This is a genomic window from Streptosporangium sp. NBC_01810 (genome assembly GCF_035917355.1).
Taxonomy (GTDB): Bacteria; Actinomycetota; Actinomycetes; order Streptosporangiales; family Streptosporangiaceae; genus Streptosporangium.
In genome coordinates, this window is sequence record NZ_CP109070.1 from 6,117,275 (window position 1) to 6,138,976 (window position 21,702).

Below are 21,702 nucleotides of genomic sequence, written 5' to 3' on the forward strand. Positions count from 1 at the left end.
GTATGGCGTCGGTCGGCGGGACCGGCGAATCGGGCGTCCTGGCATGCGATCGAAGGACGGCCGCGGTCATGACCCGCGAGCGGCCTGCTGCTGGTCGGCACCCGTCACCGGGGTGCCATTCTGAGCGCGCCGTCCAGCCGCAGCGTCTCGCCGTTGATCATGGGGTTGCCGACGATGAAGGAGACACAGTCGGCGAACTCGACCGGTCGTCCCATCCGGCTGGGGTGCGGCACCTGCGCGGCCAGCGAGCGCTGGGCCTTCTCCGGAAGTCCGAGGAACAGCGGGGTCTCGAACATGCCGGGGGCGATGGAAACGACCCGGATCGCGTGCTCGGCGAGTTCCCGGGCGATTGGCAGCGTCATACCCGCGACGCCGGCTTTCGACGCGCTGTAGGCGGCCTGGCCCACGGTGCCGTCGAAGGCGGCCACCGAGGAGGTGCAGACCACGACGCCGCGGTCGCCGTCGACGGGTTCGTTGCCGATCATGGCCTCGGCGGCGAGCCGGATCACGTTGAAGGTGCCGATCAGGTTGACCGACACCGTTCGGCGGAACCGCTCGAGGTCGGAGGCCTGCCCGGACCGGTCAAGGACCTTGAGCGACTCCGGGACGCCGGCGCAGTTCACCAGGACACGCAGCGGGCCGAGCCCGGTCGCGGCGGCGACCGCCGCGCGCGTGTCGGCCTCGGAGGTGACGTCGGCCGGGGCGAAGACGGCGCCGATCCGCGCCGCGACCGCCTCACCGCCGGAGGCGGGCAGGTCGGCGATGACCACCCGGGCGCCATCGCCCCGCAGGCGTTCTGCGGTGGCCCGGCCGAGACCGGAGGCGCCGCCGGTGACCAGGGCGACGGAATCAGTGATCTTCACATCGACATCCCGCCGTCGACCGGGAGGACGGTCCCGGTGATGTATCCCGCCTGTTCGGAGGCCAGGAAGCCGACCGCGGGCGCGATCTCCGCGGGATCGGCGAAGCGCCCGAGCGGGATCGCGGCGGTGAGCTCGGCGAGCTTGCCCGCCGGAACGCCGGCGACCATCGCGGTGGCGGCGTTGGGGGAGATCGCGTTCACGGTGATGCCGAACCGGGCGACCTCCTTGGCGACGGCCTTGGTGAATCCGATGATCCCGGCCTTGGCGGCCGCGTAGTTGGACTGGCCGATGTTGCCGTGCAGGCCGGTGTAGGAGGTGACGTTGATGATCCGGCCGAAGGCGGCCGCGCGCATGTGCCCCACGACCGCCCGGGTGAGGTGGAAGGTGCCGCCCAGGTGCACGTCCAGGACCTGCTGCCAGTGCGCCGACGACAGCTTCCAGACCACCGCGTCGCGGGTGATGCCGGCGTTGTTCACCGCGATGTCGATGCCGCCGCCCCAGCCCGCGACGTCCTCGACGGCCGCCGCGACCGCGTCCGCGTCCGCCACGTCGACGGCGACCGGAGCGATGGTGTCACCGCGCTCGCCCCAGGCCACCTTGAGCGCGGCGGGGTCGAGGTCGAACGGCGCGACGCGCGCGCCGGCATCCGCGAACAGGGCGGCGATGCCCCGCCCGATGCCCTGGGCCGCGCCGGTGACGATCACGGTACGGCCGGTGAAGTCGAAGGAGATGGTCACGAGCGTCGGGTGTCCTTCCAGGGGATGTCGCGATCGATCCGGGGTTCGCCGGGCAGGCCCAGCACCCTCTCCCCGAGAATGGTGCGCAGCACCTCCGAGGTGCCGCCCTCGATCGAGTTGGCCAGCGAACGCAGATAGGCCTTGCGCACATCGGAACCGCCGTGCACGGCGGTGGTGTCGGGCGTGGTCTCGGTGTAGTCGTCGATCAGCAGGCCGGCGTCCCCGGACAGGTCGACGCACAGCTCGTAGATCGCTTTGTTCAGCTCGGCCATCTGCAGCTTGGCGATCGACCCCTCCGGCCCCGGCTCGCGGCCGATCTGCGCCGCGGCCCGGGCGTTGGTGAGCCGGGCGGCCTCGGCCCGGGTCCACAGCAGCATGAGCCGCTCGGTGGTCGCGGCGTCGACGCGCCCCTCGGCCAGCGCGGTGCGGTAGATCTCGACGGCCTGGGCGATCGGGCCGGCGCCGCGCTCGGCCGTACGGCCGCCGAGCGACACCCGCTCGTTCGCGAGGGTCGTCATCGCGACCCGCCAGCCCTGCCCGACCTCACCGAGCACGTTCGCCACGGGGATCCGCACGTCGGTCAGGTAGACCTCGTTGAACTCGGCCTCGCCGGTCAGCTGGCGCAGCGGGCGGACCTCGACACCGGGTGAGCGCATGTCCAGCAGGAAGTAGGTCAGCCCCTGGTGCTTGGGCACGTCGGGATCGGTGCGGGCCAGCAGGATGCCCCAATCGGAGACGTGCCCGAGCGAGGTCCAGATCTTCTGCCCGTTGACCACGAAGTCGTCACCGTCGCGCACGGCCCGGGTGGCAAGGGCGGCGAGGTCGGAACCCGCGCCCGGCTCGGAGAAAAGCTGGCACCAGATGTGCTCGCCGGAGAAGCAGGGGCGCAGGTGGCGTCGTTTCTGCTCGTCGGTGCCGTGGGCGTGGATCGTGGGCATGGCCATGCCGAGCCCGATGACATTGCGCCCGCTATGGTCCGCGGCTCCGGCCCGGGCGAACCGTTCCTCGACCGCCGGCTGCAGGGACGGGTCGAGTCCCCGCCCGCCGAAACCGGCGGCGAAGTTCACCACCGCGAGCCCGGAGTCGAACCGGGCTTCGCGGAACGCCCGGTCGGCCGCCCGGTCGGCCGGATCGGGAACCGGGTGCGTCCGGAGGAACTCCGAGACGGCCTCCTCCAGCGGCGTGGGTTCGAGAGCCGGTTCAAGGGCGGCGGCTCTCGTGCCAGCCGCTCCGGTGCCGGCGATGTCGACGAGTTCGGCGAGCCGGGCACGGTGGCGGGCAGGAGGGCCGAGCAGCAGCTGGCTGCTCTTGGCCCGCTTGAGATACAGGTGCGCCGAGTGTTCCCAGGTGAATCCGATGCCGCCGTGGATCTGCACGTTGTGCGCCGCGACGCGCTGGTAGGCGTCGGAGGCGATCGCGCGGGCCAGCGCCGCGGCGGCCGGCAGGTTGACCGGGTCGTGCACCGCGGTCCACAGGCCGTGGTAGACCACCGAACGCGCGGACTCCACGTCGATCAGCATGTCCGCGCAGCGGTGCTTGATGGCCTGGAACGAGCCGATCGCCCGGCCGAACTGCACGCGGGTGCCGGCGTAGTCCACCGAGGTCGAGAGCACCCGAGCCGCCCCGCCCAGCTGCTCCGCGGCCAGATACAGGGTGGCGAGGTCGCCGGTGCGGCGGAGCACGCCTTCCGCCCTGCCGAGCAGGCGGGCGGGGACGCGGTGGAACTTAAGCTCAGCGAGCTTGCGGGTGGAATCCAGCGTCGTGAGCGGGGTGCGCCGCAGGCCCGACGCCGTGCCGTCGACGGCGAACAGGCCCACGCCGGCGGCGGTGTCGGCCGCGGCCAGGACGAGATCGGCGGCGGCGCCGTCGATGACGATGCCGGCCGTCCCCGACACCGTCCACCCACCGTCGGTTTCCAGGGCCCTCAACGCACCGCCGCCGGTGCCGGTACCCGGCCAGGCCAGCGTCGCGATCGTGTCGCCCGCGGCGATGCCCGGCAGGTACTCGGCGGCGCCGTCCCCGCCGAACTCGGTCAGCGCGGTCGCGGCCAGGCCCACGGTGGCGAAGAACGGGCCGCAGTAGAGCGCGGCGCCCATCTCCTCGAACACCACCCCGAGTTCGACCGGGCCCGCCCCGCTGCCACCGTGACGTTCGGGGATCGCGATCCCGTGCAGCCCGAGCTCCTCGGCCGCCTTCCGCCAGACCGTGGGATCGACGCCGCTACCGGTCTCCATGAGGCGGCGAACCTCGTCCTCGGGCGACTGCTTGTCCAGGAAGTCGCGGACCACCGCGCGCAAGGCCTCGGCTTCCTCGTCCGGGCTGAAGCTCACCTGTTACCTCCTCATCGCGTCCGGCTGTCGAGCCTGGGCGTTCTACACCGGTCTATCCAGGGGGCGTTACGCCGCCCACCACTCATAACGCGGGCGGTAATATGCCGTGCCGACAGTGATGGCATGCAGCTACATGGACGTCGAGCCCTGGTTACCGGGGCGAGCCGGGGAATCGGCGAAGCCATCGCCCGGCGGCTCGCCGAGGACGGCGCCGAGGTGGTGCTCGTCGCCCGCAGCGAGGGCCCAATCACCGCACTCGCGAAGGAACTGCGGACCTCTGGTGCGCGGGCGGCGGCGATCGCCGCCGACATGGCGGACCGATCGTCGTTGAGCGCGCTGATGGACCGCGTCGAGGACGAGTTCGGTTCCCTGGACATCCTGGTCAACAATGCCGGCGTGCTGCCGACCGCGACCCGGGCCGAGCGCACCGACCAGGACGTCTGGGATCACACCCTCGAGGTCAATCTGTCGGCGCCCTGGTACCTGGCCTGCCGCGCGAAGGGGCTGATGGGTGAGCGCGGCGGTGTGATCGTCAACAACGCCAGCACTGCCGCCTACTATCCTTCGCGCGGGCTGGTCGCCTACAACGTCAGCAAGTCCGCTCTGGTCATGCTCACCCGGGTGCTCGCTCTCGAATGGGCCTCTTCGCAGGTCCGGGTCATCGGCGTGGCGCCGGGCAAGGTCGAGACCGATCTGGTCGGGCCCATCGTTCAATGGGCGCGCAAACGCGATCAGCCGCTCAATCCGCAGGGCCGCCTCGGCACCCCTCGAGAGGTGGCGGATCTCGTCGCGTTCCTGGTGGGAGACCACGCGGCCTACCTCACCGGGGTGACGATCCCCATCGACGGCGGCGAACTGCTGACGGCGGGCTCCGGACTCACGCCTTGACGATCGCGGCGAGCCGGGTGAACTGCTCGATCGCCGCGTCCGCGCCGGGCACCGCCCCGATCGGCTGAAGCACCACGTGGTCGGCCCCGGCGCCGAGGTGTTCCTCGATCCGGGCCCGGATGGCGTCGTCATCGCCCCAGGCGACCAGCGCGTCGACCACGCCGTCACTTCCGTCGTGGTCCAGTTCCTCCGCGGGCATGCCCAGCGAGCGCAGGTTCTCCCGGTAGTTCTCCCTGGCGAGGTAGTGCCCGGTGTGCGTCCGTGCCACCGCCCGGGCGGTCGCCGGGTCGCGTTCCAGCACAACGGCCTGCTCGGGCACCAGGAGCGCGTCCGGGCCGATCGCCGCGCGGGCGCGGCGGGTGTGCTCGACGGGGACGAAATAGCTGTGCACACCGTCGGTTCGCTGCGCGGCGAGCTCGAGCATGCGCGGGCGCAGCGCGGCGAGCACCCGGGTGGGTCCGGGCTCGGGCACCGGGCTGTGCAGGGTGGCCGAGTCCATGGCGTCGAGGTACTCGCGCATCCGGGTGAGTGGCCGGGCGGTGTACTCGTGGCCCCGGCGCCCGACCGCGCCGGCGTGGCTCACTCCCATGCCGAGTACGAACCGGCCAGGGAACGCGTCCGCCAAGGTCCGCCACCCCGCGGCCATCGCGGCGGGATCCCGCGCCCAGATGCTGGCGATCCCGGTACCCACCACGAGCCGGGAGGTCGCGCCGAGCAGGACGGCGGCATGTGAAAGCGCCTCCCGGCTCGCGGCGCCCTCGGCGATCCACAGCGATCCGAAACCGAGGTCTTCCACAGCGCGGGCGACCCGGATCGCCTCGGCGACGGGCAGCCCGTCGAGGCCGAAACTCCAGGCGCCGACCCGGCCGAGGCGATCGGCGGTCAAGCGAGCGACGGATGTCTTCTCAGTGGTCACATCAGCGAGCGTGCTTGCGACGGATTACCGGCAACGTTACGGGCTTGCCGGTTAACGAGGTCGATAACGTCCCCGGGGGCAAGGTGGGCCTCAGCTTTTCCCAGCGCGAGGAGGCGCCATGGTGGACTCGATCGGCCTGATCATCCCGCAGCGAAGCGCGCTGTTTGGCGTCGCCGACCTGCCCGAACTGCTCAGGATGGCTCCGGTGGCCGAGGAGTCCGGCCTGTTCGACACGGTCTGGGTGGGCGACAGCCTCACCTCCAAGGCGCGCGCGGACTCGATCGCGTGCCTCGGAGCGCTCGCCGGGGTGACCAGCCGGATTCGGCTGGCCGTCGGCTGCATGGCGAGCTTCCCCATCCGCGACCCGGCCCTGTTCGCCTACCAGTGGGCCTCACTCGATGAGATCTCGGGCGGCCGGATGTTGCTGGCGGTGTGCAACGGCCTGCAGAAGCGGGGCGGGGCGTCGGAGCTCGAAGGCGCGCATTTCGGCGGAGTGCCCGACAAGCTGCGAGCGGCGCGGCTTGAGGAGAACATCGACCTGGTCCGCCGGCTGTGGACCGGCGACGCGGTGACCTTCCACGGGCGCTTCTCGCAGTACGACGCCATCCGCATCCAGCCCATCCCGGTGCAGCGGCCCTGCCCCATCTGGATCAGCGCGAACCCCCCGGCAGGCCCGGCCGCCGAGCGGGTGATCAAACGGGTGGCCACGAAGGCCGACGGCCTGCTGACGGTTCGCGTGCGGCCGGGCTACATCGCCGACACCAGGGTCCAGCTCGACGAGCAGTTGGTGGCCGCGGGCCGGGACCCGGGCACGTTCCCGGTCGCGGCATACCACAGCGTCAACATCGGACCCGATCGCGAGGCCTGCCTCGACGAGGCACAGCGCTTCTTCGACCAGTACTACGGCGAGGGCATGTTCGACCGTGACGCCGCGGCCGCCATGACGGCGGCGGGCTCACCCGAGCAGTGCGTCGAGCAGCTCCGCGCGGTAATCGCGGAGGGCACTACGCACCTAGCCCTGCGGATCGCGTCGTGGCACCAGCGCGAGCAGCTCGACCTGGTGATCGACAAGGTCCTGCCGGCTCTGGGCGGGTGATCGAGTTGACCGAGATCGATCTCGCGGCGGCCCTGTTGCGGGCGGTGATCGGCGTGACCATGATCGCGCACGGCCACAACCATCTGTTCGGGCCGGGCGGAGTGGCCGGCACGGCGCGCTGGTTCGGCGGGCTTGGCCTGCGGCCGCCCGCGCTGCATGCCTGGACGAGCGGGCTGCTCGAGATGGCCGCCGGGGTCGGCCTGCTGCTCGGCCTGGCGACTCCACTGTGGACTGCCGCCACGGTGGGGGTGGCCACGGTGGCGGGGATCGCGGCCCACCGGCCGAACGGATTCTTCGTGTTCAAGGACGGATACGAATACGTGCTGGTGCTCGCGGTGGCATCGGCCGCGCTCGCCGCGCTCGGTCCCGGCGCGTGGTCGCTCGACCACCTGGTGGGCATCGACTTCGCGGGCGGCTGGCCGGCCCTCGGCGTGCTCGCGGCCGGGGTTTTGGGCGCACTCGGACTACTGGCCGCGTGCTGGCGGCCCTCGGCGTCCGCGGATGGATGAAGGTGGCGGCGTAGCGCGACACGTGCGAGCAGGTCCCCATCCGGTGCTCGGACACCGGATCCGTAGCGTTGGCCATTCGTGACATCCCGGCCGAGCCGGTCGAAGGCGGCGGGCGCGCGGTAACGCGGCCGGTAACCCGCAGCCGGTCACGCTCGCAGCCGAAACACAGACCTGTGGCAATGGCGCGCACATGCGGCGGTTTCGACCGCCCGACCAAAAGGGAGGTAGGAAATGGCACCCGACGGGCTGACCATGACCATCGATGGGACCGCAGTGCGTGGGAGCGCGACCTTCTCGGTCGAGGACCCGGCGACCGGCAAGGTCCTCGCCGTGGCTCCGGATGCCACCTCGGCCCAGCTCGACGACGCCTTCCGGGCGGCCGCCCGTGCGTTGCCGGGGTGGGCCGCCGACGCGGACGGTCGGGAATCCGCCCTGAACGCGGCGGCCGACGCGGTCGTCGCCGCGGCTGACGAGCTGACCGAGCTCGTCACCAGTGAACAGGGCAAGCCGCTCGCCGAGGCGCGGGCGGAGGTGCTCGGCACGGTCGCCGCGTTGCGGCACTTCGCCGGTGTGCGGCTCGAACCGATGGTGTTGCAGGACGGCCCGGAGGCGCGGGTCGTCGTCCGGCGCCGCCCGGTGGGTGTGGTCGCGGCGATCACACCGTGGAACGCGCCGCTGCTGGTCGCCGGCGGGATGAAGATCGCGCCGGCGTTGGCGGCCGGGAACACGGTTGTGCTCAAGCCGTCCCCGTTCACGCCGCTGGCCACGTTGCGCCTCGGTGAGGTGTTGCGCCCGGTGCTGCCCGCAGGTGTGGTCAACGTGCTGAGCGGGGGGGCAACCGACCTGGGCCGGTGGATGACGAGCCACCCGGTGCCACGGCTGATCACCTTCACGGGGTCTCCCCGCACCGGGCGGCTCGTCGCCGAATCGGCGGCACGGGACCTGAAGCGGACCGTGCTGGAACTGGGCGGCAACGACCCGGCCATCGTCCTGGACGATGCCGTCGTGTCCGATGTCGCGGAGGCGCTCTTCTGGGGTGCGTTCGGCAACGCCGGGCAGACCTGTGTGGCGGTCAAGCGGGTATACGTGCCCGAATCGCTGCGCGATGAACTCGTCGCCGCGCTCGCCGCCATCGCGGACACCGTCGTGGTGGGCGACGGCCATGACCCGGCCACCCGGATGGGGCCGCTGACCTACGACGCCCAGCGGTCGATCGTCGGGGAACTGGTGACCGACGCGGTTCGACGCGGCGGGCGGGTGGCCGCCGGCGGCGCGCCCATCGAGGGCCCCGGCTACTTCTACCGGCCGACCATCCTCGATTCGGTCGCCGACGGGTTCCGGATCGTCGACGAGGAGCAGTTCGGCCCCGCCCTGCCGGTCGTCGCCTACCGCGACGTCGAACAGGTGCTGGCCACGGTGAACGCGTCGGAATACGGTCTCGGTAGCTCGGTGTGGAGCGCGGATCCGGCGCGTGGCCGGGTCGTCGCCGATCGGATCGAAGCCGGGACGACGTGGGTCAACACCCACAAGAACGTGCTGTGGCCGGTGCAGCCCATCGCGGGTGTCAAGCAGAGCGGCCTCGGCGCCGAACTGGGCGCCTGGGGCATGGAGAGCTTCACCGAACTGTCCGTCCAGCATGACGTGGGCGGTCCGAGCGCGCGCCCGGTCGGCGTGGTCCCCGTCGCGAAGTGAGCCTGTGCCCGCGGTGCCGGAGAAATCGCGGCACCGCGGGCGCGCCGCGCGCCTCAGAGGCGCAGGGTCTTGAACCCGTCGACGATGGTGACCTGGCCGCTGACCCAGCCGGCCTCGTCGCTGCAGAAGAAGCGCAGCGCGGCGACCAGGTCGGCGGGCTGACCCTCCTTCTTCACCGCCTGTTGGGCCAGCATCGCGGCGCGGGCTTCGGCTGAGACGGTCACCATGGTGGCTTCGGTGTGGATCAGGCCGGGGGCGATCGTGTTGACTGTGATGCCGTGCTTGCCGAGTTCCCGGGCGAATCCTTGTGAGAGGCCGATGAGGGCCAGCTTCGAGACAGAGTACGCGCCGCCGAGTCCCGCATACGCCCCGGTGGAGGTCTGGTTGACGATGCGGCCCCACCCGGCTTCGATCATCAACGGCGCCAACGCCTGCGTCATCAGCAGCGCGCCATCGAGGTTGACCGAGAAGACCTTGCGCCAGTAATCGATGTCGACATCCATTTGAGCGTCCATGCGCATCGAGTGATAGATCGCGGCGTTGTTCACCAAGATGTGCGCCGCACCGAACTCTCTGCGCACCCAGTCACCGAGTTCGGCGGTCGACTCCTTGGCCGCGACATCGACGTGCCTCGCGACCGCCTTGCCGCCCTTGTCGGTGATGAGCTGGACGGTCTCCGCGGCGAGCCGGTCGTCCACATCCGCGATGACCACAGTCGCACCGTCCGACGCCAACGCGGCGGCGTACTCCTGACCGATGCCGCGACCGGCACCTGTGACAACAGCTATTCGTCCGTCGTGTGGCCCTGACATGACTTCTCCTCACCTCGTCGGCTGATCGTGCGAGCATCGGCGGCGTTCCATTACGGTCCGCGTTACCAGTCACGGCCTGGCGGATTACACCCCCGTTAACGGGTTTGATAACGAGTCGGACGAGAGCCTTGCCGCATGTTGGACAAGCTCGTTCTGCTGGACTTCTCCAGCATGGGTCCGGGACCGCGATGCACTCGGCTGCTGGCGGACTACGGTGTGCGGGTGATCAAGGTGCGGCCGCCGGACCGGGGCAACCGGGTCATGGCGGCGCCGTGGTACGCCTACAGCGCGAACCGGGGCATCCCGCAGCTGACCGTCGACCTCAAGCACGACAGCGGTCGCGCGCTCGTCCATCGGCTGCTCGGCACCGCCGACGCGATGGTGGAGAGCTTCCGGCCCGGCGTCGCGGCCCGTCTGGGCATCGGCTACGAAGACGTCCGCCGCACCAACGAGTCCATCGTGTACTGCTCGGTGAGCGGTTACGGCCAGCACGGACCCTATGCGCAATGGCCCGCCCATGACCTCAACTGGCTCGCGCTCGGCGGTTTCCTCGATGCGGGGACGCGTCGCGCCGACGGAGGACCGGCGCTGCCAGGAGGAACGGTCGCCGACGCCGTCGGCGGCTATTCCACCGCCGTGGCCTTGCTCAGCGCTCTGCTGCGCAGGGTGCAGACCGGCGAAGGCGCCCGGCTGGACGTGTCCGTGATGGACAGTGTGCTTCGGGTGATGCAATTCGTCCTCGACGGCCACCTCGCCGGCGAGGAGCATTCGGGGCCGGGCCTGCTGACCGGTGGTTCGGCCTGCTACGACGTGTACCGGACGGCCGATGGCCGATGGCTCAGCGTCGGTGCGATCGAACCCCACTTCTGGGCGGCGCTGTGCCGGGGGCTTGGTCTGGAACACCGGATACCAGATCAGCACCATCCGGGTTCGCAGGAGGAGATCCGCGCTGAGGTGGCCGCGGTGTTCGCCACCCGTACCCGTGCGGAATGGATCACCGAGCTGGGGCCGCACGCCTGCGTCGCCCCGGTCAACTCGCCCGCCGAAGCCCTCGCCGATCCCCACCTGCGCAGCCGCGCGCTCACGATCGAGGTGGAGCACGAAGGCCGCTCGATCCGCCAACTCGCCCCCCGGCTGGCCGTCCCCGATCCCCCGGACCTGAACCAGCAGCCCGTAGGACCGACCAGCACGGCGGACGTCGACGAACTCCTGCGCGGATTCAGCCTGACCGACGAGGAGATCACCGGGCTGCGCGGCAGCGGTGCGTTCGGTTGACCAGCGTTTTCACTGTTGAGCAGAGAGGGTCGACGTGCGACTCGAAACCGTATACGGCGAGGACCGGGCGGAGTGGGGCAAGCCCTTGGCCGGCCTGCGGATCCTGGCCGCCGAGCACATGCTGTCACTGCCGTACGGCACCCAGTTGCTGGCAGTCCTCGGCGCCGAGGTGATCAAGGTGGAACCGCCGGCCGGCGAAGGTGGCCGTGCGGCGCGCCCGATCGTGCCCGAACCTGGCGGCACCACGGTCGGCGGCACCTTCGCCCGGAGCAACCTCAACAAGTCGAGCATCGTGCTCGACCTCAAGAATCCCGAGGGCCGCGCGCTCTTTCTGCGCCTGGCCGGGGAGGTCGACGTCGTCGCCGAGAACATGCGGCCCGGCGTGATGGACCGGCTCGGGCTCGGGTACGCCGACGTCGCCAAGGTCGCCCCGCGCGCGATCTACCTGTCGGTGTCGGGGTTCGGCAACCACACGCCCTCGCCGTACCGTTCATGGCCTGCGTATGCGCCGGTGGTCGAAGCCATGGCCGGGCTGCCCGAGATCGCCCGGGAGCCCGGCGACCCCCCGCGCACCGGGGTCGCCGGAGCGCTCGGTGACCTCTCGGCGGGCCTGTTCGCCGTCATCGGCCTGCTCGCGGCGGTCCGGCATCGGGAGGTGACGGGGCTGGGGCAGCAGGTGGACGTGTCGATGTTCGACGCCATGATCGCGATGAACGACATGTACCCGCAGTTGTGGTCGCTGGGGCTGCCGGCCAGGATGGCCACCGGCCATGGTGTCGGGATCATGACGACGTTCGAGGCGGCCGACGGGTACTTCCTGATGGCGGTGATCCGTGAGCACCAATTGGCCGGCCTCGCGGAGTTGCTCGGCCGGCCGGAGTGGCTCGACGATCCGCGCCTGTCCGATCGTCTGGCCTGGACGGCTCACATCGAGGACATCTTCCGGCCGGCGATCGAAGAGTGGGCGCGGCGGCGCACCAGGCTTCAGGCCGTCGAGGAAATGGCGGCGGCAGGCATTCCGGCCGGGCCGTGCTTCACGATGGACGATCTGGCGGCCGACGAGCACGTGCGCGAGCACAATATGCTTGTCGAGATCCCGACCGGCACCGAGCGGCCCGTGCTCATGCCGGGAAACCCGATCAAGATGTCCCGCGTCAGCGAGGGACCGCTGCATCGCCACCCGGACGTGGGCCAGGACACGGAGCAGGTCCTGACCCGGCTGCTGGGGTTCACTGAACCGGATATCGCCAAGCTCAGGGAATCCGGCGCGCTCGGCTAGGCGCGGTCTCATGCACGGGTTCACGCTGACCACGCCTACTGGGACTGCCCGTGCTGTGCCGGCTTCGCGCGTCCGGGATCCCGGACGCGCCGGATGCGGACGCGGAATTCCTCATCGGCCGCGATCCCGCCTGATGTGAACATGCGACGGCCCCGGACAGATCCAGGAGATCTTTTCCGGGGCCGCTCCACGTTCGACGGGCTCATTCGGTGGAGATGGCTCGCTCTGGGCAGTTGCGTCCGGCGTTCCGGACCTCAGTCAGCCGCCAGCTCGTCCCCGACCGAGGAGGTCAGCACAAGACGAAACCCTCCTCGTCGAAAGCGAAGACATCGGGGCAGGTGGTGTTGCAACGGCCGTGCCTCTGACAGCGGCCGACGTCGACGGTTACCTTCATCTTTGGTCCGCCTTCCCTTGTGGTGGTGGGTGGGGGCCAGTCGCGCTCGGCCCGCTGCGGTTCAGCGGGACGTCGCACGGAGCGGACGGAAGAATCGGCGGATGTCGGCAGCGAGTAGATCGGGTTGCTCGAGCGCCGCGAAATGCCCGCCCCGTGGCATATCCGTCCACTGGCGTACGTCGAGGAACCGCTCGACCCAGCTCCGCACCGGCGGCGAGGTCTCGGCCGGGAACACCGCGCAGCCCGCGGGCACCGGCACCCGCTGATTCCACGGCCGGCGACCGTGCTCGTGATAGAGCCGCATCGACGGGCCGATCGTGTTGGTCACCCAGTAGATCGTGATGATGGTGAGCAGGTCGTCGCGCCCGACCGCGCGATCCACCTCGCCGTGGCAGTCGGTCCACTCCCGGTACTTTTCGGCAATCCAGGCGGCCAGGCCGGCCGGTGAGTCCGACAGCCCGAACGCGGGCGTCTGCGGGCGGGTGGACTGCAAGTGGAGATAGGCGGCGGCGTCCCTGCCGAAGGCTCGGGCGGCCGCCAGCGCCGCGCGGTCGGCGGCGTCCAGGCCGGAGCCGTCGAAGTCGGGTGGCGGGGTGATGAAGCTCGGGAAGTTGAGATGCACGCCGGCGACGTGGTCGGCGTCGCTCACCCCCAGTTGGGCCGAGATCCGCGCTCCCCAGTCACCTCCCTGCGCGCCATAGGTGGAGTAGCCCAGGTTCGCCATCAACGCGGCGAACGCGCGAGCGATGGCGGCAGGGTCACAGCCGGGCTGGTCCGGGATGGCCGACCAGCCGTAGCCGGGAAGCGAGGGTGCGACGACGTGGAAGGCGTCGCGTGGGTCCCCGCCATGTGCGGCCGGGTCGGTCAGCAGCGGAATGATCCGGTGGAACTCCCAGAACGATCCGGGCCACCCGTGCGTCATCAGGAGGGGGAACGCACCCGGTTCCGCCGAGCGGGCGTGCACGAAATGCAGTTCCCGTCCGTCGACCTCGGCCTGGAACTGCGGGAGGGCGTTGATGCGTTCCTCCTGCGCGCGCCAATCGAATCCATCCCGCCAGTACTCCAGCAGCTCACGCAGGTACGCCTCGGATGTCCCGTCCGACCACGGCTCACCCGGAGAGGGCGGCGGAAATCTCGTGGCGGCGATGCGGCGACCCAGCTCCGCCAACGCGTCCTCGGCGACGTGCACCCGGAACGGCTTCATCGGACCAGCCGGAACCGGGGCAGTGTCACGGCTTCGTGGTCGTCGAAGAACACCTCGACGGGCGCCCCGATGCGGACCGCCTCGGTGTCCTCGGGTGGCAGGTCACTGACCATTCGAACTCCCTCGGGCAACTCGACGGTCGCCACCACATAGGGCGTCTGCCCGGCCCACGCCGGATGGAACGGCCGGTGCGTCACGGTGTAGGTGTAGATGGCGCCCTTGCCGCTGACCGGTACCCAGCTCCAGTCGCCGCCGTAGCACTCCGGGCACAACGGTTGGGGGTAGTGCCGGAACCGGCCGCACGCGCAGCGCTGGAGCACCAGCTCGTGACGGCGGGCAGCTTCCCAGAACCCGGCTGTCAGCGGATTGGGTGGCGGCATCGGTCGGCTGCTCATCACTGTCCCTTCTCCAGGACCAGAACGGTGCCGTCGAAGAAGTTCCCCTCGTTGACGACCACGACGGTGGCGCAGTCGGGAACCTGCCGGGCCGGCTCAACGGTTCGGCGGAGCTGGCGGACGCCCTCGATCACATGATTGACGCCGGACACGTGTCCTTCGGAGAGGGCACCGCCGTGCGGGTTCACCGGGAGCGGCCCGCCGAGCCGGATGTTGCCGTCGGCGACGAACGGACCGCCCTCACCGGGTTTGACGACACCGAGGGCCTCCAGCGCGGCGATGACGTACCAGCTGAAACCCTCGTGGATCAGGACGGTGTCGGCCTCGGCCACCGTGATGCCGGCCATGGCGAACGCCCGTGCCGCGGCTACCTGGAGACTCCGTACGACGGCGACGTCGGGCTTCTGGGTGATCGAGGTCGGCGCGCTGCTGTGCGCCTCGCCGACTCCGGCGATCAGCGCGTCGCCACGTCCAAGCGACCGTGCCCGGTCGGCGCTGGTGATCACCAGGGCTCCCGCGCCGTCGGACTCCAGCGAACAGTCCAGCAGCCGGAACGGGGTGGTGATCATCCGTGAGGCCTGGTGGTCGGCCAGCGTCATCGGCTTTCCGTACATGAGGGCCTGCGGATTGAGGTTCGCGTGGGCACGGCAGGTCACCGCGACGTGGCCGAGTTGCTCGCTCGTGGTGCCGTATTCGTGCATATGCCGCTGGGCTGCCTGCGCGAACCACTGGGCGGCACCGACGTTGCCGTAGGGCGCCTCGAACTCGACGAGAGTCGACATGATCGGCTCCATCACGCCACGACCTGCCGAAATCCGCTCTCCCGAGTAGCCGCGCCGCCCCGCCGGCACGAGGACGCACGACGCGACGCCCGCGTCGATGGCCAGGCAGGCGTTCTGGATGGAGGAGATCAGGCTCGCGCCGCCCATATGCGCGGTCGGGGCGAACGCCAGATCGCGCAGGCCGAGATTGAGGATGAAGTCCTCGGCGGTGCGGCCCGCGCTCGCGCTGGGCAGCACGCCGTCGACGTCGGCCGGGGTCAGCCCGGCGTCGGCCAGCGCGGCGAGCGAGGCCTCCAGATGAAGGTCCAAGGTGGACTTGTCGGTGCCCCGCGTATACGGCGTGTTGGCGATTCCCGCGATGGCGCAGGTTCCCGCCCTGCTCATCGGTCGGCTCCCGCGGCCGCGGACAGGCCGGCGATCCGGCCGAACACGAGCGCATTGCCGATCGCGTTGCCCCCACCGAGGTACTGGGGCCCGAGGACGTTGCCGGTCAGCTCGCCGGCGGCGTAGAGGTTCGGCACCGGGTCTCCGTCCACGGCCCGCAACACCCGCGCGTCCGGATCGATGCGCGGCCCGTACCCGGTGAGCGCCACCACGGCCGGCCACAGCCGGACCGCGTAGTAGGGCGCTTGGTCGACGGCGACGAGCCCGGCCGGCTTCTTGAGATACTCAGTGTCCGCCCCGGCCGCGCACGACTCGTTGTAGCGGCGGATCGTCGCGGCCAGCGCCGGTCCCGGCGTGCCGATGGCGGCCGCCAACTCCTCGACGGTGTCGGCTCGCAGCACGTGGCCGTCGGCGACCGCGGGCAGCAAGGTGTCGGCGGTCCATGTTCCCGCGCCCCAGGCGCTGGCCGGATCGGCCTTCGCCGATCGCAGCATCCGGTCGTCGAGGACCACCCAACAGGGCCCGTGCTCCAGGGCGAGCGGGGTCACCACGGCGTAGGGGGCGCTCTCGTCGACGAACCGGCGGCCGTGTCTGCCGACCATGAGCAGCCAGGGTGGCACGAAGGGCTCGATGTCCCGTACGAAACCGGCCGTGAGCAGCAGGTCGCCGTGGTTGACACCGCTGGTCGCGGCGCCCGCGGCGGTGGCCAGTTCGAGGCCGTCGCCCCGGCAGGTCTGCGGCGCGGGAGACCACACCTCGCCCTGTGCGTCCGGGAAATGCCGCCGCACCAGGTCCGAGTTGGCCCCGAACCCCCCGGTGGCCAGCACGACGGAGCGTGCGGTCATCTCGTCACCGCCCGCGCCGATGGTGTACCCGGTCCCCTCGCCGCCGGGCACGAGGCTGTCCACCCGCCGTCTCAGCGCGATGTCCACCCCGTGCGAGCGAACGGCCCGGTGCAGCGCATCGACATAGGCCTGGCCTCCGCCGACGGGCCGGTGACTGCGCGGCACCGGCTCGCGGGTCGCGCGATACAAGCCTTCCGGCGTGAACCGCACCCCGAGGCCGACCAGCCACTCGAAGGTCGGTAACGCCGCGTCGCAGAAACGGCGCGCGATCGCCGGGTCGACGGCCCAGCGATTGAAGGTGAGATAGTGGTCGAAAAAGGCGTCGGCCGTGTCACCGGGGTAACCTGCGGCGGCCTGCACCGGCGTACCGGCGGCCATGTAACTCCCGCCGGCCAGTGTCGTCGCGCCGCCCACCGTGTCGGCGGCCTCGACGATCAGCACGCTCGCTCCGGCGTCCGCGGCGCTCACCGCCGCCGCCAGTCCGGCGCCGCCGGCACCGATGACGGCGACGTCGAAATCCGGTTCCGTGGTCATGCCGACCACCCTGTGCCCGAACCCGTTACGGGGCCCGTCACCCCGGGAGCCAGTCGGACCAGCGCATCCAGCCCGAGCACACCGCCTGGTCGCGCGAGAATCGGGTTGACGTCCAGCTCGACCACCTGGCCGGTCTCGGCGATGCTCGCGAGCTTCAACAGCAGGTCGACCACCGCGTCGCGGTCCGCCGCGGGCGCGCCGCGCCAGCCGTCGAGCAGCGGTGAAATGCGCAGGCCAGCGAGCATCTCCATGGCCCGTTCGCGGGTCAGCGGCAACACCGAGCGGGCGACGTCACGCTGAGCCTCGGCGGTCACCCCGCCCGCGCCGACCAGCACCACCGGGCCCAGGACGGGGTCAGCGGTGATGCCCACCAGCAGTTCGATGCCCCCGCTGACCTGCTCGGCGACGAGGAATCCGGCCGCTCCCCGGTCGCGAAGCAGCTCGGCGGCCGCCCGCACGGCAGCCGCGTCGGCGAGCCCGGTGACGACGAACCCGCGCTCGCTCTTGTGTGCCGCGCCGCGGCCCTTGAGCACGACGGGACAGCCGATGGTCTCCGCCGCCTCGACAGCCTCCTCGACCGTGCCGGCCAAGGCGTGCCGGGCGAACGGAATCCCGTGGCTCTCGAGCCAGCGGGTCGACTCGCTCTCCTCCAGCACCCACCCCTCGCCGCTGGGCACCGCCGGCGAGGGATGCTCCCGGGCCAGCCGGGCGATCTCCTTCAGCCGGGGCGTACGCGCCGGATGGCCGATCAGCGCACGGGCCGCGGCGACGGCATTGCTGACATTGCGGAACACGGGCAGCCCGGCATCCCACAATGCCTGATAACCGGGATGCCGCACGGATGGGCCGCTCCAGATCGGCAGGATCGGCTTGGTCGCCGTAGCCGCGACCTGCAGCACGATCTCGATCATCGCGTCGGTGAGCTGGGGGGCCGACGCCGGGATCGGGCAGAGCATCACGCCGATGTGCTCGTCACGCAGGCACAGCTCCCAGATCCGCCGCCCGGCCTCGCGATCGCCGATCACCACCGCGCCGCCGTTGTCGACCGGGTTGTCGAGGCGGAAGCCCGCAGGGATGACTTCGGCGAGATCCGCCTGCGTCCGCGCGGACAGCGAAGGCATCGACAGGCCGCCGAGCGTGGCCAGATCCGCGACGTGCGCCGCGGTGCCGCCGGAGGCGCTGCAGATCACCACGCCTTCGGCGGTCGGTATCGGACATCGGGCCAGCGCCACCCCGACCTCGACGAGCTGGTCGACGTCGGGCACCCGGACCATGCCGAACTGCTCGAAGAACGCGTCGTAGACTTCGTCGGCGCCGGCGAGGTGGCCCGTGTGGGACTGCGCCATCGAGCTGCCGAGGCTGCTGCGGCCGACCTTCACCAGCACGATCGGGGTGTCGTTCTCGATCGCGGCGATGGCGGCCGAGCGCAGCTTCTCGCCGGAATTGAAACCCTCGATGTAGCCGCAGACGGCCGCGGTCTCCGGGTCGCGCACGAAGAACTCGGCGAAGTCCGCCGCTTCCAGGTCGGCCTCGTTGCCCGTCGGCGCCCAGTAGCTCAGTGCGACCCCCAGTTCCTGGGCCTGCGTCAACGGCCGCCCTTGCACGCCGCTCTGCGACACCACCGCGAGCCGGCGGCCGGGCAGGTCGGCGAGCGGGTCCCAGGCGTTGACGTTGGTGTTCGGACCGACCAGCCGGGCTCCGGCCCGGCGCACAGCCTCGAGCAGGCTGCGCTCCCGGGCGACCCCCTCGGGGGTGCCGAGTTCGGAGAACCCGTTGGAGAAGACCAGATAGAACCCGACCTTCAGCCCGGCGTCGGCCGCCGCGTCGATCACGCCGACCGGGTCGCCGACCTGGACGACCACCACATCGATGGGCCCTTGGAGATCGGTCAGGCTCGCGACGCAGGGAATCCCGAACACGGATTCTCGCTTCGGATTCACCGGGTGAAACGCCGCCCCGACGGCTTTGGCGTGCGTGATCGCCTTCTCCGTCAGCCCGGCCAGACCCGCTCGTGTGTCGTGTGCGCCGACGACCGCGATCGACCGCGGTCGATAAAAACGCTCGATCTCCACAGGCTGTACCTCGGTCATCCGGGCGCTCCTTCCCCGCAAGCCCTTACCTGCGGCCATCGCGAAGCAGCGTGCGCCCGGTCCGATTACCGCGGGCGTTACCCATCGCCCTCGTAATGACGGCGGTAATAGGCCGCGGCGCAGACTCGGCCCCACACGAAAACCGGGATACAGGCCTGGGCTCCGACACGCGTCAGAAGGGATCTGGCATGACCGAAAGCAAAGCCACCTCGCCGACCGGCGGTGAGCTGCCCTGGTTCATCAGCGTCGACGACCACGTCGTCGAACCGCCGAACGTCTGGACGGATCGGCTGCCGCAGAAGTTCATGGACCGGGCACCGCACTACGAGCGCCGCTCGGTCGGCAAGACCCGGTGGAATGCCGGGTCCTTCGTCACAGAAAAGGACGAAAACGGCCCGGAGACCGACGTCTGGGTCTTCGATGAGGTCGTCAAGCCGATCCGCCGCAACATCGCCTCCGTGGGTCTGGCCCGCGAGGAGATGGACCTCAACCCGATCAGCTTCGACGAGATGCGCAGGGGCTGCTTCGATCCGGTGGCGCGGCTGGAGGACATGGACCTCAACCACGTCGAGGCGTCGTTGTGCTTCCCGCAGATGATCCGGTTCTGCGGGCAGGAGTTCAGCGAGACCAAGGATCGTGAACTGGGTCTCGCCTGCATCAAGGCCTACAACGACTGGATGCACGAGGAGTGGTGCGCCACCAACCCGGACCGGCTCATCCCGCTCGGTGTCGTGCCGCTCTGGGACGCCGACCTCGCGGCCACCGAAGTGCGACGCAACGCCGAACGCGGCTTCCACGCCGTGACGTTCAGCGAGAATCCGTGGGTCCTCGGTTTCCCGAGCATCCACTCCGGATTCTGGAACCCGTTCTTCGAGGCCTGCGCCGAGACCGACACGACGATCTGCATGCACATCGGCTCCTCTTCGAAGATGGAGACCGTCTCGCCCGACGCGCCGCCGGCGGTCGGTATCAGCCTGGCCGCCAGCAACGCGATCGCCTCGCTGACGGAGTACCTGTTCTCCGGAATCCTCGCGCGGTGGCCGTCGCTGCAGCTGGGCTACTCGGAAAGCCAGATCGGCTGGATGCCCTACCAGCTCGAACGGGCCGACACCGTGTGGCAGGAGCACCGAGGGTGGAACGGCGTGCTCGCCGAAGCGATGCCCGAGCCGCCGTCCTACTACTACTACCGCCAGGTCTACGGCTGCTTCTTCCGCGATTTCTACGGCGTCAAGAACCTGCACGATGTGGGCGTGGACAACGCCACCTTCGAGGTCGACTACCCGCACACCGACTCCACCTGGCCGCACACCGCGGTGCTGGCCAAGGAGATGTTCGCGGAGCTCAGCGAGGAGGAGATCTACAAGGTCTGCCGGGGCAACGCGATCAAGATGCTGCACCTGGACAAGGACCGCGACCGCTGAGGCAGCGATTGGCCTAGACCACCTGTTCCAAGGGCTGGTTTGGCGAGAACCCCTGGACTTCGGCGATGCCGCATGCTTCGCACACGTGCATCGCCGAGTCCGAAGGCCTGTTCGTGGAATGCGCGAAGGAGAGACATGGGACCGCAGGGACTGGTTTTCGACGTGACCGACGCGGTGGGGACGGGAGAGCGGCTGACCCAGACCGCCTGGCTGTTCACTCCGGCCGGAGCACCGAAAGCGGCCTTGCTGTGCCTGGCCGGCGGCACCTATGACAAGCGCTACTGGCACCTGGAGGTGCCCGGGCATCCCGGCTACAGCTTCGCCGAGCACCTGGCCGCGAACGGCTACCTTGTCGTCGCCCTCGACCATCTCGGGGTCGGCGGCAGCAGCGACCCACGGCACTCGGGCGAGCGGGGAGTGCGGCTGCTCGCCCGCGGAGACGCCGCGGTCGCGGCGCAGCTCGGCGAGCGGCTGCGCGACGGCACGCTGGCATCGGGCCTGCCCGCGCAGGAGCTGCCGCTCGTCGGCGTGGGGCATTCGTTGGGTGCCTGCCTGACCGCGGTCGTACAGGCCGAGGCCCGGCCGTTCGACGCGGTGGTTCTGCTGGGCTACGGCGTGCAGTTCGTCAGCGCCTACGACAAGGACAACAGCGCGGACGACCTGGCCGAGCGCGTCGCCCGAAGCGAGGCGATCTTCCGGCAGGTCAACGGCACCGCGCCGGACGCGACCTCGTGCGTCGTACCGCGGAGCGGCCTGCACCCGATCTTCCACGCACCCGGCGTGCCCGAGGAGGTCGTCGCGGCTGACGACGCCGCCGAATCGCGGGTGTCGGTCCGAGCCGTGTCGGAGGCCATCACGCCCGGCTTCGCCGCGAAGTACGTCCCGGAGATCAAGGTGCCGGTGTTCCTGGGGTTCGGCGCGGTGCGCGACAACTCACCCGACCCGCACGCCGAGCCGGGCAACTACCCCGCCTCCCGCGACGTGACCCTTTACGTCGTGACAAGGTCCGGGCACTGCCACAACCTGGCCGACGACCGCGCCACGCTGTGGGACCGGATCGCCGCCTGGATCCCCGCCGCCGTGGCCATGTCCGGGGACGCGATAGTGGGCTGAGGGGTCAGGTGAGGACATCCTCGGCCGCGCCGAGCAGCTCCGGCAGCGGCCGGGATCGGTAAGACCGAGTGGTCGAGGCCGACGAGGCCGACGAGGCCACGGCCCACGGGCCGGCCGCGTTCACCCCTCCTGGACGCCGGGGT

General features: G+C 70.6%; 18 protein-coding genes. 8 read left to right on the forward strand and 10 right to left on the reverse strand.

Annotation, left to right across the window (positions count from 1 at the left end; translation table 11 throughout):
• Positions 1-104: 104 nt before the first annotated feature.
• From OIE13_RS27180 to OIE13_RS27190, 3 genes are read right to left on the reverse strand one after another with little or no spacing between them, the layout of a single operon-like run.
• Complete coding sequence (locus tag OIE13_RS27180) at positions 105-863, reverse strand: SDR family NAD(P)-dependent oxidoreductase (protein ID WP_326635271.1); 759 nt, start codon at positions 861-863, stop codon at positions 105-107.
• Positions 860-1,600, reverse strand: coding sequence for an SDR family oxidoreductase (locus tag OIE13_RS27185; protein WP_326828893.1), 741 nt, complete (start codon positions 1,598-1,600; stop codon positions 860-862). Before OIE13_RS27185 ends, OIE13_RS27180 begins: the two co-directional genes overlap by 4 nt.
• Positions 1,597-3,930 (reverse strand): acyl-CoA dehydrogenase, encoded by a 2,334-nt coding sequence (locus tag OIE13_RS27190; RefSeq protein WP_326635269.1) that lies wholly within the window; start codon positions 3,928-3,930, stop codon positions 1,597-1,599. Before OIE13_RS27190 ends, OIE13_RS27185 begins: the two co-directional genes overlap by 4 nt.
• Before the next feature lie 123 nt (positions 3,931-4,053).
• On the opposite strand from OIE13_RS27190, the gene OIE13_RS27195 reads away from it, so the two are divergent.
• Entirely contained in the window at positions 4,054-4,818 is a 765-nt protein-coding gene (locus tag OIE13_RS27195; protein ID WP_326635268.1) for an SDR family NAD(P)-dependent oxidoreductase, read from the forward strand.
• On the opposite strand, the gene OIE13_RS27200 is transcribed toward OIE13_RS27195, so the two are convergent.
• Positions 4,808-5,704, reverse strand: coding sequence for a TIGR03620 family F420-dependent LLM class oxidoreductase (locus OIE13_RS27200; RefSeq protein WP_326635267.1), 897 nt, complete (start codon positions 5,702-5,704; stop codon positions 4,808-4,810). The two genes, OIE13_RS27195 and OIE13_RS27200, sit on opposite strands and share 11 nt — an antisense overlap.
• 148 nt (positions 5,705-5,852) lie before the next feature.
• Here OIE13_RS27200 and OIE13_RS27205 point away from each other — a divergent pair, with 148 nt between their 5' ends.
• The 3 genes from OIE13_RS27205 (at position 5,853) to OIE13_RS27215 (ending at position 9,031) form a co-directional block, all read left to right on the forward strand.
• On the forward strand, positions 5,853-6,830 hold the full coding sequence (locus OIE13_RS27205; RefSeq protein ID WP_326635266.1) for an LLM class flavin-dependent oxidoreductase: 978 nt from the start codon (positions 5,853-5,855) through the stop codon (positions 6,828-6,830).
• Positions 6,827-7,339, forward strand: coding sequence for a DoxX family protein (locus OIE13_RS27210; protein WP_326828894.1), 513 nt, complete (start codon positions 6,827-6,829; stop codon positions 7,337-7,339). Before OIE13_RS27205 ends, OIE13_RS27210 begins: the two co-directional genes overlap by 4 nt.
• 231 nt (positions 7,340-7,570) lie before the next feature.
• Positions 7,571-9,031, forward strand: a complete 1,461-nt coding sequence (locus OIE13_RS27215; protein ID WP_326635264.1) for an aldehyde dehydrogenase family protein — start codon at positions 7,571-7,573, stop codon at positions 9,029-9,031.
• A gap of 53 nt (positions 9,032-9,084) precedes the next feature.
• On the opposite strand, the gene OIE13_RS27220 is transcribed toward OIE13_RS27215, so the two are convergent.
• Positions 9,085-9,843, reverse strand: coding sequence for an SDR family oxidoreductase (locus tag OIE13_RS27220; RefSeq protein ID WP_326828895.1), 759 nt, complete (start codon positions 9,841-9,843; stop codon positions 9,085-9,087).
• A gap of 135 nt (positions 9,844-9,978) precedes the next feature.
• On the opposite strand from OIE13_RS27220, the gene OIE13_RS27225 reads away from it, so the two are divergent.
• Together OIE13_RS27225 and OIE13_RS27230 are read left to right on the forward strand one after the other, a co-directional pair.
• Entirely contained in the window at positions 9,979-11,118 is a 1,140-nt protein-coding gene (locus tag OIE13_RS27225; protein WP_326635262.1) for a CaiB/BaiF CoA transferase family protein, read from the forward strand.
• Between the two features lie 34 nt (positions 11,119-11,152).
• Positions 11,153-12,397: a CaiB/BaiF CoA transferase family protein gene (locus OIE13_RS27230; RefSeq protein ID WP_326635261.1), complete on the forward strand. Its 1,245-nt coding sequence runs from the start codon at positions 11,153-11,155 to the stop codon at positions 12,395-12,397.
• Between the two features lie 455 nt (positions 12,398-12,852).
• On the opposite strand, the gene OIE13_RS27235 is transcribed toward OIE13_RS27230, so the two are convergent.
• Genes OIE13_RS27235 through OIE13_RS27255 form a run of 5 tightly spaced genes read right to left on the reverse strand, consistent with a single transcriptional unit; the run spans position 12,853 to position 19,025 of the window.
• The gene (locus OIE13_RS27235; RefSeq protein ID WP_326635259.1) at positions 12,853-13,995 is read right to left on the reverse strand and encodes an epoxide hydrolase family protein; all 1,143 of its coding nucleotides are present in this window, start codon (positions 13,993-13,995) and stop codon (positions 12,853-12,855) included.
• A complete protein-coding gene (locus tag OIE13_RS27240) occupies positions 13,992-14,390 on the reverse strand; it encodes a Zn-ribbon domain-containing OB-fold protein (protein ID WP_326635257.1) in 399 nt (132 codons plus the stop codon). Before OIE13_RS27240 ends, OIE13_RS27235 begins: the two co-directional genes overlap by 4 nt.
• Positions 14,390-15,556, reverse strand: coding sequence for a thiolase C-terminal domain-containing protein (locus OIE13_RS27245; RefSeq protein ID WP_326635255.1), 1,167 nt, complete (start codon positions 15,554-15,556; stop codon positions 14,390-14,392). Before OIE13_RS27245 ends, OIE13_RS27240 begins: the two co-directional genes overlap by 1 nt.
• Positions 15,553-16,935 carry an FAD-dependent oxidoreductase gene (locus OIE13_RS27250; RefSeq protein WP_326635253.1) on the reverse strand — a complete coding sequence of 461 codons (1,383 nt, stop codon included), beginning with the start codon at positions 16,933-16,935 and terminating at the stop codon, positions 15,553-15,555. The genes OIE13_RS27245 and OIE13_RS27250 overlap by 4 nt, the downstream gene beginning before the upstream one ends.
• Positions 16,932-19,025: an acetate--CoA ligase family protein gene (locus tag OIE13_RS27255; protein WP_326635251.1), complete on the reverse strand. Its 2,094-nt coding sequence runs from the start codon at positions 19,023-19,025 to the stop codon at positions 16,932-16,934. Before OIE13_RS27255 ends, OIE13_RS27250 begins: the two co-directional genes overlap by 4 nt.
• Before the next feature lie 188 nt (positions 19,026-19,213).
• Between OIE13_RS27255 and OIE13_RS27260 the strand changes: the two genes are divergently transcribed.
• The gene (locus OIE13_RS27260) at positions 19,214-20,446 is read left to right on the forward strand and encodes an amidohydrolase family protein (RefSeq protein WP_326635249.1); all 1,233 of its coding nucleotides are present in this window, start codon (positions 19,214-19,216) and stop codon (positions 20,444-20,446) included.
• 135 nt (positions 20,447-20,581) lie between these two features.
• On the forward strand, positions 20,582-21,559 hold the full coding sequence (locus OIE13_RS27265; RefSeq protein ID WP_326635247.1) for an alpha/beta fold hydrolase: 978 nt from the start codon (positions 20,582-20,584) through the stop codon (positions 21,557-21,559).
• Positions 21,560-21,702: the final 143 nt, after the last annotated feature.

Coding starts and splice junctions, on each gene's coding strand:
- OIE13_RS27240 (WP_326635257.1), bottom strand. CDS start 14,390: ATGAGCAGCCGACCGATGCCGCCACCCAATCCGCTGACAGCCGGGTTC.
- OIE13_RS27265 (WP_326635247.1), top strand. CDS start 20,582: ATGGGACCGCAGGGACTGGTTTTCGACGTGACCGACGCGGTGGGGACG.
- OIE13_RS27215 (WP_326635264.1), top strand. CDS start 7,571: ATGGCACCCGACGGGCTGACCATGACCATCGATGGGACCGCAGTGCGT.
- OIE13_RS27250 (WP_326635253.1), bottom strand. CDS start 16,935: ATGACCACGGAACCGGATTTCGACGTCGCCGTCATCGGTGCCGGCGGC.
- OIE13_RS27255 (WP_326635251.1), bottom strand. CDS start 19,025: ATGACCGAGGTACAGCCTGTGGAGATCGAGCGTTTTTATCGACCGCGG.
- OIE13_RS27225 (WP_326635262.1), top strand. CDS start 9,979: ATGTTGGACAAGCTCGTTCTGCTGGACTTCTCCAGCATGGGTCCGGGA.
- OIE13_RS27245 (WP_326635255.1), bottom strand. CDS start 15,556: ATGAGCAGGGCGGGAACCTGCGCCATCGCGGGAATCGCCAACACGCCG.
- OIE13_RS27205 (WP_326635266.1), top strand. CDS start 5,853: ATGGTGGACTCGATCGGCCTGATCATCCCGCAGCGAAGCGCGCTGTTT.
- OIE13_RS27235 (WP_326635259.1), bottom strand. CDS start 13,995: ATGAAGCCGTTCCGGGTGCACGTCGCCGAGGACGCGTTGGCGGAGCTG.
- OIE13_RS27220 (WP_326828895.1), bottom strand. CDS start 9,843: ATGTCAGGGCCACACGACGGACGAATAGCTGTTGTCACAGGTGCCGGT.
- OIE13_RS27260 (WP_326635249.1), top strand. CDS start 19,214: ATGACCGAAAGCAAAGCCACCTCGCCGACCGGCGGTGAGCTGCCCTGG.
- OIE13_RS27195 (WP_326635268.1), top strand. CDS start 4,054: ATGCAGCTACATGGACGTCGAGCCCTGGTTACCGGGGCGAGCCGGGGA.